Source organism: Falsirhodobacter halotolerans (genome assembly GCF_022899245.1).
Taxonomy (GTDB): domain Bacteria; phylum Pseudomonadota; class Alphaproteobacteria; order Rhodobacterales; family Rhodobacteraceae; genus Falsirhodobacter; species Falsirhodobacter halotolerans.
In genome coordinates, this window is record NZ_JALJAZ010000003.1 from 19,056 (window position 1) to 31,586 (window position 12,531).

Annotated in this window: 11 protein-coding genes; 6 read left to right on the top strand and 5 right to left on the bottom strand. The window is 67.6% G+C overall.

Translation table 11 applies throughout. The features are described from left to right. Positions 1 to 4 precede the first annotated feature (4 nt). The 5 genes from araD1 to MU449_RS14795 are packed head-to-tail and all read left to right on the top strand — an operon-like array spanning position 5 to position 5,153. Complete coding sequence (araD1, locus tag MU449_RS14775) at positions 5 to 961, top strand: AraD1 family protein (RefSeq protein ID WP_244739435.1); 957 nt, start codon at positions 5 to 7, stop codon at positions 959 to 961. Continuing rightward, entirely contained in the window at positions 958 to 1,716 is a 759-nt protein-coding gene (locus MU449_RS14780; RefSeq protein WP_244739436.1) for an SDR family NAD(P)-dependent oxidoreductase, read from the top strand. Before araD1 ends, MU449_RS14780 begins: the two co-directional genes overlap by 4 nt. Further along, positions 1,713 to 3,455, top strand: a complete 1,743-nt coding sequence (gene araD, locus MU449_RS14785; protein WP_244739437.1) for an L-arabinonate dehydratase — start codon at positions 1,713 to 1,715, stop codon at positions 3,453 to 3,455. The genes MU449_RS14780 and araD overlap by 4 nt, the downstream gene beginning before the upstream one ends. Further along, positions 3,436 to 4,293: a 2-dehydro-3-deoxygalactonokinase gene (locus MU449_RS14790; protein WP_244739438.1), complete on the top strand. Its 858-nt coding sequence runs from the start codon at positions 3,436 to 3,438 to the stop codon at positions 4,291 to 4,293. Before araD ends, MU449_RS14790 begins: the two co-directional genes overlap by 20 nt. Beyond that, positions 4,290 to 5,153 carry an SMP-30/gluconolactonase/LRE family protein gene (locus MU449_RS14795; RefSeq protein WP_244739439.1) on the top strand — a complete coding sequence of 288 codons (864 nt, stop codon included), beginning with the start codon at positions 4,290 to 4,292 and terminating at the stop codon, positions 5,151 to 5,153. Before MU449_RS14790 ends, MU449_RS14795 begins: the two co-directional genes overlap by 4 nt. A 54-nt stretch (positions 5,154 to 5,207) precedes the next feature. On the opposite strand, the gene MU449_RS14800 is transcribed toward MU449_RS14795, so the two are convergent. Together MU449_RS14800 and MU449_RS14805 are read right to left on the bottom strand one after the other, a co-directional pair. After that, complete coding sequence (locus MU449_RS14800) at positions 5,208 to 6,731, bottom strand: cryptochrome/photolyase family protein (RefSeq protein WP_244739440.1); 1,524 nt, start codon at positions 6,729 to 6,731, stop codon at positions 5,208 to 5,210. Positions 6,732 to 6,792: 61 nt separating this feature from the next. Then, positions 6,793 to 8,916, bottom strand: a complete 2,124-nt coding sequence (locus tag MU449_RS14805) for a heavy metal translocating P-type ATPase (RefSeq protein ID WP_244739441.1) — start codon at positions 8,914 to 8,916, stop codon at positions 6,793 to 6,795. An 89-nt stretch (positions 8,917 to 9,005) separates the two neighbouring features. Between MU449_RS14805 and MU449_RS14810 the strand changes: the two genes are divergently transcribed. Further along, positions 9,006 to 9,443 (top strand): MerR family transcriptional regulator, encoded by a 438-nt coding sequence (locus MU449_RS14810; RefSeq protein ID WP_244739442.1) that lies wholly within the window; start codon positions 9,006 to 9,008, stop codon positions 9,441 to 9,443. A 7-nt stretch (positions 9,444 to 9,450) separates the two neighbouring features. Here MU449_RS14810 and MU449_RS14815 read toward each other — a convergent pair whose 3' ends face one another. The 3 genes from MU449_RS14815 to MU449_RS14825 all read right to left on the bottom strand — a co-directional run bounded on the left by MU449_RS14815 (position 9,451) and on the right by MU449_RS14825 (position 12,506). Next, entirely contained in the window at positions 9,451 to 10,311 is an 861-nt protein-coding gene (locus tag MU449_RS14815) for a DMT family transporter (RefSeq protein WP_244739443.1), read from the bottom strand. 78 nt (positions 10,312 to 10,389) lie between these two features. Next, positions 10,390 to 11,184 (bottom strand): phosphodiesterase, encoded by a 795-nt coding sequence (locus MU449_RS14820; RefSeq protein WP_244739444.1) that lies wholly within the window; start codon positions 11,182 to 11,184, stop codon positions 10,390 to 10,392. 50 nt (positions 11,185 to 11,234) lie between these two features. After that, on the bottom strand, positions 11,235 to 12,506 hold the full coding sequence (locus MU449_RS14825; RefSeq protein WP_244739446.1) for an ABC transporter substrate-binding protein: 1,272 nt from the start codon (positions 12,504 to 12,506) through the stop codon (positions 11,235 to 11,237). Between the last annotated feature and the right edge of the window lie 25 nt (positions 12,507 to 12,531).

Below are 12,531 nucleotides of genomic sequence, written 5' to 3' on the forward strand. Positions count from 1 at the left end.
GATCATGCATCTGTCTCAATTGAAGGGCGGCGGCGTGGTGGTCCGCGCCGCGACGACCCGGCTTGTCCCGAACGCGACCATCTTCGATCTGGCCAGTCAGGCGATCGCCACCGGCAAACCGCTGGCCGCCGTGATCCCCGGCGGGGGCGAGGCGGTGGATCTGGCGGAACTGGCGGCCGGGGACCGGCTGGATGTGCCGCTGCGCCATCCCGATCCGTCGCGCATGTTCCTGACGGGCACCGGCCTGACCCATACCGGATCGGCCAGCGCGCGCGATGCGATGCACGCGACCGAAGGCCTGTCGGACAGCATGAAGATGTTCCGCATGGGGATGGAGGGGGGCAAGCCCGCCTCTGGCATCGGGGCCCAGCCTGAATGGTTCTACAAGGGGACGGGCGTTCAGGCCGTGGCCCCCGGCGCGCCGCTGACCTCCCCCGCCTTCGCGCTGGATGGGGGGGAGGAGCCGGAGATCGCCGCCTTTTATCTGATCGGGCCGGACGGCACGCCGCATCGCGTGGGGTTCAGCCTGGCCAACGAATTTTCCGACCATGTGACGGAGCGCATCAATTATCTTTTCCTCGCCCATTCCAAGCTGCGCCCCGCCGCCTTCGGGCCGGAGCTGATGGTGGGCGACCTGCCCGCCGACATTCGCGGCAGGTCGCGCATCCTGCGCAACGGCGCGCCGGTATTCGACGCCGAATTCCGGTCGGGAGAGGCGAATATGAGCCACTCCATCGCCAATCTGGAACATCACCATTTCAAATACGACGCCTTCCGCCAGCCGGGGGACCTGCATGTCCACATGTTCGGCACCGCGACGCTGTCCTTTGCCGAGGGCATGAAGGCCGAGCCGGGGGACATCTTCGAGATCGAGAGCCCCACATTCGGCCTGCCGCTGCGCAATGCCCTGGCCCTTGGGCAGGAGGACACGACACGCCCCGTCGTGGTCGCCGCATTATGAGCGCGCTGTATTCCGATCTGGCCGGGAAGGTCGTCCTGATCACCGGCGGGGCCACCGGCATCGGCGCGGCGCTGGTCGAAGGGTTCGCCCGCCAGAAGGCCGTGGCCTGCTTTCTCGACATTGCCGAGGCGGAGGGGCAGGCCCTTTCGGCCCGCCTGTCGCGCGAGGGTCTGGCGGCGCCGTTTCTGCGCTGCGATCTGACGCGGACGCAGGATTTGCAGGCGACCATACTGGCCTTTTCACGCGATCACGGGCCGATCACCGTTCTGGTGAACAATGCCGCCAACGACCGGCGTCACAGCCTGACCGATCTGACGCCCGAAGCGTTCGACGCGACCATCGCCGTGAACCTGCGCCATCAGTTCTTCGCCGCCCAAACGGTGATCCCCATGATGCGCGAGGCGGGGGGCGGAGCGATCATCAACTTCGCCTCCGTATCGTGGATGATCGGCGGGGCGGAATACCCCGTCTATGCCACGGCCAAGGCGGGGGTGCACGGGTTCACCCGCGCGCTGGCGCAGGATCTGGGGCGTGATCGCATCCGGGCCAACACCATCACCCCCGGCTGGGTGATGACCGAACGGCAATTGCGCCTGTGGGTCGATGACGCCGCACGGGCACGCATCGCCCAGGAACAGTGGCTGCCCGGCGACCTTCGCCCCGACGATATCGCCAATATGGCGGTCTTTCTCGCGTCCGATGCGGCGCGGATGTGCACCGCGCAGAACTTTACCGTCGACGGAGGCTGGACATGAGTTTCACCCCTGCACCCTGGCCGCGCCCCCTGCGGTCGCAGCATTGGTATGGCGGCACGTCGCGGGACACGATCTATCATCGTGGCTGGATGAAGAACCAGGGCTATCCGCATGATCTGTTTGATGGAAGGCCGGTGATCGGCATCCTGAACACTTGGTCGGATCTCACCCCCTGCAACGGGCATTTGCGGGAACTGGCCGAAAAGGTGAAGGCCGGCGTCTGGGAGGCGGGCGGCTTTCCGGTAGAGGTGCCGGTGTTCTCGGCCTCCGAGAACACCTATCGCCCGACGGCGATGATGTATCGCAACCTTGCCGCCATGGCGGTGGAGGAGGTGATCCGCGGCCAGCCGATCGACGGCTGCGTCCTGCTGGTGGGCTGCGACAAGACCACGCCCAGCCTGATCATGGGCGCGGCCAGCGTCGATTTGCCGTCCATCGTCGTGACGGGCGGCCCGATGCTGAACGGCTATTTCCGGGGGGAACGGGTCGGTTCGGGCACCCATTTGTGGAAATTTTCGGAAATGGTGAAGGCGGGTCAGATGACCCAGGCCGAATTTCTTGAGGCCGAGGCGTCGATGTCCCGATCCTCGGGCACGTGCAACACGATGGGCACGGCCAGCACAATGGCCTCCATGGCCGAGGCGCTTGGGCTGGCGCTGTCGGGCAACGCAGCCATTCCTGCGGTGGACAGCCGCCGCCGTGTGATGGCCCAGCTGACCGGCCGCCGCATCGTGCAGATGGTGAAGGATGACCTGAAACCATCGGATATCATGACGAAATCGGCGTTCGAGAATGCCATTCGGACCAATGGCGCGATCGGGGGGTCCACCAACGCGGTCATCCATCTTCTGGCCATGGCCGGCCGTGCGGGGATCGACCTGACGCTGGACGATTGGGACAGGCTTGGACGGGACGTGCCGACCATCGTCAACCTGATGCCGTCCGGCAAGTATCTCATGGAAGAATTCTTTTATGCCGGGGGCTTGCCAGTAGTTCTTAAACGTTTGGATGAAGCGGGGCTGCTGAACCGCGATGCGCTGACCGTGTCGGGCCACACCATCGGGGAAGAGGTCGCGGATGCCGTGAACCACAACGAGGATGTGATCCGCCCTGTGGACCGCGCTCTGGCCACCCATGGCGGCATCGCGGTTCTGCGGGGCAATCTGGCGCCCAAGGGGGCGGTGCTGAAACCCTCCGCTGCCAGCGCGCATCTTCTGCGTCATCGCGGGCGGGCGGTCGTGTTCGAGGACATCGACGACTACAAGGCCCGCATCAACGACGAGGCGCTGGACATCGACGAGACCTGCGTGATGGTCCTGAAGAATTGCGGCCCCAAAGGCTATCCCGGCATGGCCGAGGTGGGGAATATGGGATTGCCGCCGAAGGTCCTGCGCAAGGGGATCACCGACATGGTGCGCATTTCGGATGCGCGCATGTCCGGCACCGCCTATGGCACGGTGGTTCTGCACACCTCGCCCGAGGCGGCGGCGGGGGGGCCCCTGGCCGTGGTGCGCAGCGGGGACATGATCGAACTGGACGTGGAGGCGCGCCGTCTGCATCTGGACATCCCCGAGGCGGAACTGGCGGAACGTCTGGCCGCGTGGACCCCGCCCGTCGCCCCCCCGATCGGGGGATATGCGCAGCTGTTCCATACCCATGTCCAAGGGGCCGATACCGGGGCAGATTTCGATTTCCTTCGCGGTCAGCGCGGATCGGCGGTTGGAAAAGACAGCCATTGACGGCATCATCTGCGGCATGATGATCACACCCGAATGGATTGCCGCCGAAGGCCATGACGAAACGCTGCGGGTCTGGGCGATGTCCGGGCCCGAGGTACTGGGACAGGTGGAGGGGGATCGATCCACCCCCATCGCCGATCTGGTGGCAGGGTGGGCGATCCCCGCGCCGCCGCGGGTCATGGTGGCGGACGGCCCGACGATGCTGCGCGCCGTGCCCTGTCCGCCGCTTGGTCCTGCAACGCCGGAAACGGGCGCGGGCATGACCTTGCATCGCCTGCCCGGCTTGTCCCAAGCCGCCCCGTCGCGCGATGCGTTGACCGATGGGGCGGCGCGTGTGGCGGGCATCGTGCAGGCCCATCCCGATTTCGACGGAGTCATCTGCCTGACCGGCGCGCGGTCGGCTTGGGTGTCCGTAAGCGCGGGGGAGGTGACGGATTTCCGCACCTTCCTGACAGGGGAGATGCTGGATCTTCTGGGCCGCCACTCCTCCCTCGCGCCCTTGCTGGCCGGGCCGGAGATCGACGGCGAGGTGTTCGACGCCGCGCTGGCCCAGACCCTCTCGCGCCCCGAGGCGCTGGCGGCACGCCTGTCCGCGCTGAGCGTTGAGCCGGAGGGCGCGCGCGCCCGCGCCGCAGGGGCCCTGATCGGGGCCGAACTGGCGGCGGCCAAACCGTGGTGGCTGGGCCGCGCGGTCCTGGTGGTGGGCGACGGCCCGCTGGCCGAGCTTTATGTCCGCGCGCTGCGCCATGTGGGGCTGGCACCGCCGGTGGTGTCCGGGGTGGATGCGGGCCTTGCGGGTCTGGTGGCGGCTTGGCGCAAAAGGGAGGAGGACGCATGATCCACGACAACCGATCGCTGGAACTGGGGGAAGGCGCGCTGTGGCATCCCGAACGGCAGGAGTTGTTCTGGTTCGACATTCTGGGCCAGAGCCTGCACGGGGCGGGGCAGGACTGGATGTTCGACGATCCCGCCTCGGCCGCCGGATGGGTGGATCGCCACCGGCTGGTCGTGGCCACGGCCAAGGGTCTCAGCGTTCTCAACCTCGCCACCGATGAGCGCCGGATCCTGTGCCCGTTGGAGGCGGACCGACCCGACACGCGCAGCAATGACGGCAAGGCCGATCCGTGGGGCGGCTTCTGGATCGGCACGATGGGGCGGCAGGCGCAGGTGAATGCCGGCGCGCTTTATCGCTGGTATCAGGACGAGGTGCGCACCTTGCGCAAGGGGATGACGATCCCGAATTCCACCTGTTTCGACGCCGCGCGGGGCTGCGCGTATTTTTCCGACACCGCCGAAGGGATCGTGTTCCGGCAAGGGCTGGACCCCCGGACCGGCTGGCCCGTGGGTGGGGCGGAGGTGTTTCTGGATCTCTCCGCCCTCGGTCTCAACCCCGACGGGGCGACGGTGGATGCCGAAGGGCGGGTCTGGATCGCGCAATGGGGCGCGGGCCGGGTGGCCTGCTATGCGCCCGATGGGGCGTTGCTGGGGGCTGAGACCTTTCCCGCCTCGCAGACGTCATGCCCCGTGTTCGGCGGGCCCGCGCTGGATACGTTGTTCGTCACCTCGGCGATGGAGGGGATGGACGCGGCGGGCCGACGCGCCGAGCCGCATGGGGGCAAGACCTTCGTCTGCACACCCATGCTGAACGGCACCCCCGTGATCGGCGTGGCCGAGCCGCGGGTGAGGCTGGATTGGTAAATCGCCAGCATTGCCCGTGGGTTGAACGGACATCCTCGGGTGAACCCGCAGGGGTCAAACCGTCTTTCCGGCATCCATCCGGGCCAGAAACGCCTCGGCCTCGGACATGACCCTGTCGCGCCGCGCCGCCCCCATCCGGTCCAGATTGCGATAGATCGGGGCCATGCGTCGGTTGGCGCGGAACCGGTCCTCGTGCCGATGCAGGAAGTGCCAATACAGCAGGTTGAAGGGGCAGGCGTCGGGCCCCGTCTTGTCCCGGACCTTATAGGCGCAGGTGCCACAATAATCCGACATCCGGTCGATATAGGCCCCGGAGGAGACATAGGGTTTCGATGCGATCAGCCCGCCATCGGCGAACTGGCTCATCCCGACCGTGTTCGGCGCCTCCACCCATTCATAGGCGTCGAAATAGACCGACAGATACCATTCATGCACCTGCGCCGGGTCGATCCCCGCCAGCAAGGCGAAATTGCCGGTGATCATCAGCCGCTGGATGTGGTGGGCATAGGCGTCCTCGGCCGTCTGCCGCACCGCGTGGGACAGGCAGTTCATCCGTGTCTCCGCCCCCCAATACAGCGGTGGCAGATCGCGCCGATGCCCCAGGGCGTTCCGTGCGGGATAATCCGGCCCTTCGTGAAAATAGATCCCGCGCACATATTCGCGCCAGCCCAGGATCTGGCGAATGAACCCCTCCACCGCGTTCAGGGGCGCGCGGCCCGCCTGCCATTCGCCCTCCGCCCGGCGGCAGACGTCCAGCGGGTCCAGCAGGCCGATGTTCATATAGCCGGAGATGACCGCGTGATAGAGGGTCCGCTCTCCCGACAGCATCGCATCCTGATAATCGCCGAACCGGGGCAGCGCCTCGGTCAGGAAATGGGCCAGAACCTGTTCGGCCTGATCGGCGTCGGTTGCGTAATGAAACGGGCGCAACCGCCCGAAATTGCGGGGGAACCGCGCCTCGACCAAGTTCAGAACGCCCGTCACCGTCGCGTCGGGGGCGAAGGTGGGGGGGCGGGGCATGAACAGGTCGGGTTTGGCTGGTTTGCGGTTGTCGGGGTCGTAGTTCCACTGCCCGCCCGCCGGTTTGTCGCCGTCCATCAGCAGCCCCGTCTTGCGGCGCATCTGGCGATAGAAGAACTCCATCCGCAATTCGCGGCGGCCGTCGGCCCAGGCCTCGAATTCGGCTTGGGTGGCGATGAAACGGTCGTCCTCGTGCAGGTCCACATGCAGGGGCAGCGCCTCCAGCGCGGCGATCAGCCGCCATTCGCCCGGACGGGTGGCGCGGACATGACTGTCGCCCGTCTGTGCCGCGCGTCGCAACAGTTCGGCGGGGATCGAACCTGCGTTGTCCGGGTCATCCAGCGGGGTATAGAGAACGGTCCAGCCCGCATCCCGCAACCGATCTGCGAATTTGCGCATGGCGGCGAAGATCAGGGCAATCTTCTTGGGGTGGTGGGGGACGTAATCGGTCTCGACCGCCACTTCGGCCATCACGATGCGGTCGCGCGCGGGATCGGCGCCGCGCAGGGCGGACAGGCTGGGTGTCAGCTGATCGCCGAGGATCAGGATCAGGGGCACGCGGGCGACCTCGCACATGGCATGGACTGGGAAAGGTATCGCCGCGTGCCCGGCGGGCAAGTCAGCGGATGCGGGTGGGGTCCATCCGCAACAGACGCAGCGCGTTCAGCGTGACCAGAACGGTCGCCCCCGTATCGGCCAGAATGGCGATCCACAGGCCCGTGACGCCCAGCACCGAGGTCACCAGAAACACCGCCTTCAGCCCAAGGGCGATGGTGATGTTCTGGCGGATGTTGCCCATCGCCGCGCGCGACAGCCGGATCAGGGCAGGCACATCCGTCACGCGGTCGCGCAGCAGGGCCGCATCGGCGGTGTCCAGCGCGATGTCGGTGCCCGACCCCATCGCCACACCGACCGAGGCGTGTTTCAAGGCCGGGGCGTCGTTGATCCCGTCGCCGATCATCATCACGGGGCCGGTTGCGGACAGGGTGCGGATCGCGGTCAGCTTGTCTTCGGGCAGCAGGCCCGCGCGGGCCGACAGGCCCAGCGGACCCGCGATGGCGGCGGCGGTGCGGGCATTGTCGCCCGTCAGCATGGTGGCCGAAACGCCCAAGGCCGCCAGCTGCCGGATCCCTTCGGCGGAATCTTCGCGCGCCTCGTCGCGCAAGGCGATCAGGCCGAGGGGCGCGCGATCATGGAAGACGGCGACGACGGTCTTGCCCGCTGCCTCCAGCCGCGCGGCCGCCGCAGGGTCGGACAGGCCGCCCGCCTGGGCCGCATGGGCGGGCGAGGTGACCCAAGCCATCCGCCCCCCCACCTGCGCCTGCGCCCCCCGCCCGGGCAGGGCCCGCGCGTCGATGGCGGGCGTGGCCCCCCCGGCGCGGGTCAGGATGGCGCGGGCCAGCGGGTGGCTCGACCCGCCCTCCACCCCGGCGGCGACGGACATGAGCTCCGCCTCGGTCACACCCGCTGTCGGCACAAGATCGGTCACCACGGGGGTGCCGCGCGTCAGCGTTCCCGTCTTGTCGAAGGCCACATGCCGCGTGCGGGCGGCGGCCTCGATCACCGCGCCGCCTTTGAGCAGCAGCCCCCGTCGCGCGCCCGCCGACAGGGCCGAGGCGATGGCGGCAGGGACCGAGATCACCAGCGCGCAGGGGCATCCGATCAGCAACAGCGCCAAGCCGCGATAGATCCACGTCTCCCACATCCCGCCGAAGACCAGCGGGGGGATCAGGATGACAAGCGCCGCCAACCCCACGATGCCGGGCATGTAAACGCGGCTGAACCGGTCAAGGACGCGTTCGGTGGGGGCGCGCGCCTCCTGCGCCTCCTCCACCAAGCGGATGATGCGGGCAAGGGTGGTGTCGGCGGCCTCTTTGTCCACGCGGATCCGCAGCGCCGCGTCGGTGGAGATGGAGCCGGCATGGACGGCGTCGCCCGCGCCCTTGACGCGGGGAACGCTTTCGCCCGTCACGGGGCTTTCATCGACCCCGCCGAGGCCGTCCTGCACCGTGCCATCGGCGGGAATCCGGTCGCCGGGACGCACAAGGACGATCTGGCCCACACGCACCTGTGCGGCGGGAACGGTGCGCAGGGTGCCGTTCTCTTCCACCTGTGCGGTCTTGGGCACCAGATCGGCCAGTGCGCGGATGCCCTGACGGGCGCGCCCGGCGGCCACACCTTCCAACACCTCGCCCACGGCGAACAGGAACACGACCGCCGCCGCCTCCTCTGCCGCGCCGATGGCCAGGGCGCCCATGGCGGCCAGCGTCATCAGCCCCTCGATGGTGAAGGGCTGCCCCATGCGCAAGGCGGCGAAGGCCCGCCGCGCCACCGGGGCCACCCCGATCAGGCAGGCCAGAACGAAGGCTGCGTATCCCAAGGACCCCGTGGTCGCGATCCGCACCGCCCAGGCCAAGGCCAGAACCCCGCCGGTCAGCAGAACCAGCCGCCCCTTGCCCGTGCGATACCATGGCGCGTCCGTGGCGTCGTGATCGTGCCCGCAGCCGCACTCCCCCTGCGCCGCCATTCCGGTGTGGGCGGCGATGCCATAGCCCAGCCGACGCACCGCCTCCTCCAGCCGGGGGGCCGCATCGCGGGTCACGGTGGCCGACAGGCGTTGGGTCATCAGCGACACGCGCACGTCCGCCACCCCCGCGATCCGGTCCACCGCCCGCGTCACCTTCTGCGTGCAGCCGGCGCAGTCCATGCCGCTGATCGTCCATTCGCGCCGTGTTTCGTGCATCCCGTCCGCTCCGTTCTTCGGACCTGCCCCTTTGCAAGGCCCGAATCGGAAGATAGGATCTCTAGCAACTAGAGGTTCAAGGGGGTCGTATGCTGACCATCGGAAAACTGAGCGCCGCGACCGGGGTGAAGGTCCCCACCATCCGGTATTACGAGGAGATCGGCCTGCTGGCCGCGCCGGAGCGCAGCGCGGGAAACCAGCGTCTGTATGGACGCGCGGCGCGCGATCGGCTGTCCTTCATCCGCCATGCCCGCGATCTGGGCTTTCCGCTGGATGCGATCCGCGATCTTCTGGGCCTGTCGGACCGGCCCGATCAGTCCTGCGCCTCGGTCGACCGGATCGCCCGTCAGCGGCTGGCGGAGGTGGAGGCGCGGATCGCGCGCCTTACGGCCCTGCGCCGCGAACTGGAACGGATGCTGTCCTGCTGTGCGCATGGCACGGTGGGCGAATGCCGGGTGATCGAGGTTCTGGGCAATCACGACCTGTGCGCGGGCGACCATCAGGATATGATGCCCAAGGTGGGATAATCCCGCTTCAGCCCGCGCGGCGATGCGCCCCGCGGGCCGCGACCACCACCCCAAGCAGGATCAGCGCGGCCCCGATCCAGGTCGCGGCGGTGGCCGTCTGATCGAAGAACAGCCAGGCCAGCAGGGCGACGGCGGGCAGGCGGATGAAATCCAGGGGGCCGACGAAGCTGGCATCCGACAGGCGAAGGGCATGGGTGACCAGCGCCTGATTCAGCACGCCCAAGCCCCCTTGCGCCAGCAGAAGGGCCAGTTGCCATCCCGTCGGCGTCTGCCAGACCATCGCCGCCAGCCCCAGTCCCAGCACGGTCATGCAGGCCAGGTTCCACGCCACCAGCCGGTCCGACGTGTCGCGTTGCCCCATGCGCTTGAGGATCAACTGGATGGACGCCGTCAGCGCCGCCCCCGCCAGTGCCAGCGCCAGCATCGGATCGAAACCCTGCCCCCCCGGCTGGATAACGATTCCCATTCCGGCCAGCCCCAAAGCCAGCGCCACCAGCTTTGCACCGTCCAGCCGCTCGGCCAAAAACAGCCATGCCCCTAGCATCACGAACAACGGCAGGGAAAAGACGATGGCCGTCACATCCGGCAAGGGCGCGCGTTGATAGGCGATGAAAAGGGCGATCAGCGACATCAGCTTCAGCCCCGCCCGCACCACATGCAGGCCGCGATAGGGCGAGGCGGCCATGTCCACCCGGCGCAGGATCCACGGCAGCATGAACATGAGGCCGAACGCCGCGCGAAAGAACCCGATCATGAACGGGTGCACCTGCCCCGCCAGCGCCCGGACGATCACGGCATCCGCCGCGTTCAAAAACGCGACGCCGACCATCATCGCCACGGTCAGTGCCGCCGCCTGCGGTGATGCCATGCCATACCCCCCCCCGAGGGGGACTATGCCGACGGCGGGGTGGGAATTGCAACGGCGTTCGGGTCCGGGCCCGACCGCTCAGGGTCCGGCACAGACCGCGGCCCGCGCGGTGTGGGGCAACCCCACCTCGGCGCCATAGGCGCGAAAGCCGTGATCGTCGATCATCAGAATGCGGTAGCAGGGGGGGCCGGCGGTCCAGTAAGGTTCGGGATCGGCCAGATCGGTGACAAAGCGGTGCGCCGTCGACTGGCCCGAACTGAAGGCGATGCCTTCGGGGGTCGATCCGGCCAGCGGCACATGGATATGGCCGAAGACGATATGGCGCACGCCGCCCGCATGGGCCGTCAGCCGGGCCAGCACCGCCCCGTCGTCATGCAAACGGATATGTTCGAAATGGGCCAAGCCGTCCATCACGGGGGGATGGTGGATGAAGACGGTCACCGGTCCCTCCACCTGCAGGGCCGCGTCCAGCCATGCCAGACGGTCTGCGCCATAGATCCCGCCGATATGCCCATGCTCATGGCTGTCCAGAAACAACAGCCGCCCGTGATCGGTATCCATCACCGATTGGATATGTCCGTTCGGATCGCGGGGCTGGTCGGGAAAGGCGTCGACGAAATGCGGGCGATGATCGTGATTGCCCAGAAGCAGCCGGACCGGGCAGGCAAGCGGCGCCAGAATGTCGCGCAGCAGGGCATAGGCGGCAGGTTCCCCGTCGTTGCACAGATCGCCGGTGACGACCACCAGATCGGCATCGGCATGGCGGCGCCCGATGTCATCGACCACCGCGCGCAACTGGGTTTCGGGGCTGACGCCGTTCACCGTACCGCCGGGGGGGACAAGGTGGGTGTCGGTGATCTGGATGATTTTCATGGGGGTGTTCCGAATGGGTGCGGGGCAGGCGCTGCCCCGCACGGGGGGGATCAGCGCATCAGCGCGTTCGTTTGTTCGACCATCTGGTCCAGACCCTGTTCGGGCGTGATCTCACCGCGCATGACGGTGCCGATGATGTCGCGCTGCGTGCGCCAGATGCGAACGGAATCGCCACCCGGATACCCGGCCCAGGGCAAGGACCGATCGGCCTGAAGCGAGGCGGTCATCACGTTCGGATGCTCGGCGTAATAAGGGGCGAGGTAGTCTTCGCCCACGGCCAGCTTGTTGGTCGGCAGGTATCCGGTGATGCGGACGATGGTGTCCTGCGCCTTGGGCCCCGTGATCCATTTGAGGTATTTCCACGCCGCCTGCTGCTTGGCCTCGTCCTGCGTCAGGATGACGGCGGAATTGCCGCCCGTGGGCACGCCGCCGTGTTCCTTGTCCTGTTGGGGGAAGGTCGCGGTGGTCAGCTGGAACCGGTCACCCACCAGCCCCTCGATCGTCTGGACATGGGCGGGGGTGGAGAACAAGAACCCCGTCAGGCCCGCGCCGAATTGCTGGCGCGCCTGATCCCAGTCCAGAACGCCCTGACCGCCTTCGGTCACGAACTGGCGGGTGAGGGTCAGGGCGTTCAGCCCGAACTCGTTGTCGAAGGCCACCTTGCCGGTGTCCGCATCGACCAGCGTGCCGCCCTGCTGGAAGATCAGCGCCTGCCACAGCCAATCGTCCGGCCAGCCGCCGATGTCATAGGACATGCCCGCCGCATCGGGGTTGGCCGCCTTGATGGCTTTGGCCAGTTCGATCAGTTCGGGGAAGGTCGTGGGCATGTTCTCCGGATCGCCACCGGCCGAGCGCACGAGATCCGCGTTCACATACATGATGGGCGAGGAGGCGTTGACCGGCAGGCCGTATTGCACGCCGTCCACCTGACCCAGGGCGGCCATGTTGGGGGTGAAGTTCGTCTCCATGAAGCCCGCATCTTCGGCGGCGATGAACGGGCCTAGGTCGGTGATCTGGTTGCGCGGGGCCAGCGTGTGCACCAGTTCCCCCGTCAGGTTGTAGCCCGAGAAATACACGTCCGGCAGATCGCCCGTGACGGCGGCGCGCAGGACCTGCTGCTGGCCTTCGTTATAGCCCGCAGCGGGGGCGAGGAAGTTGATCGCGATGTCCGGATTGTCCGCCATGAACGTGTCGGCCAGCGGCTGGTGGAATTTGGTGAAGCCCGGCAGGTTGTAAAGGACGTTCAGCGTGACGTCCTGGGCGTGGGCGGGCAGGGCCAGCCCAAGGGCGATCGCGCCTGCGGTAAGGCGTTTGGTCAACATGGAAAACTCTCCGGAAAATGCGCGG

Bases quoted from the DNA above. Each gene is read 5' to 3' on its own strand.
- araD (WP_244739437.1), top strand. From the start codon at position 1,713: ATGAGTTTCACCCCTGCACCCTGGCCGCGCCCCCTGCGGTCGCAGCAT.
- MU449_RS14805 (WP_244739441.1), bottom strand. From the start codon at position 8,916: ATGCACGAAACACGGCGCGAATGGACGATCAGCGGCATGGACTGCGCC.
- MU449_RS14810 (WP_244739442.1), top strand. From the start codon at position 9,006: ATGCTGACCATCGGAAAACTGAGCGCCGCGACCGGGGTGAAGGTCCCC.
- MU449_RS14795 (WP_244739439.1), top strand. From the start codon at position 4,290: ATGATCCACGACAACCGATCGCTGGAACTGGGGGAAGGCGCGCTGTGG.
- MU449_RS14815 (WP_244739443.1), bottom strand. From the start codon at position 10,311: ATGGCATCACCGCAGGCGGCGGCACTGACCGTGGCGATGATGGTCGGC.
- araD1 (WP_244739435.1), top strand. From the start codon at position 5: ATGCATCTGTCTCAATTGAAGGGCGGCGGCGTGGTGGTCCGCGCCGCG.
- MU449_RS14820 (WP_244739444.1), bottom strand. From the start codon at position 11,184: ATGAAAATCATCCAGATCACCGACACCCACCTTGTCCCCCCCGGCGGT.
- MU449_RS14780 (WP_244739436.1), top strand. From the start codon at position 958: ATGAGCGCGCTGTATTCCGATCTGGCCGGGAAGGTCGTCCTGATCACC.
- MU449_RS14825 (WP_244739446.1), bottom strand. From the start codon at position 12,506: ATGTTGACCAAACGCCTTACCGCAGGCGCGATCGCCCTTGGGCTGGCC.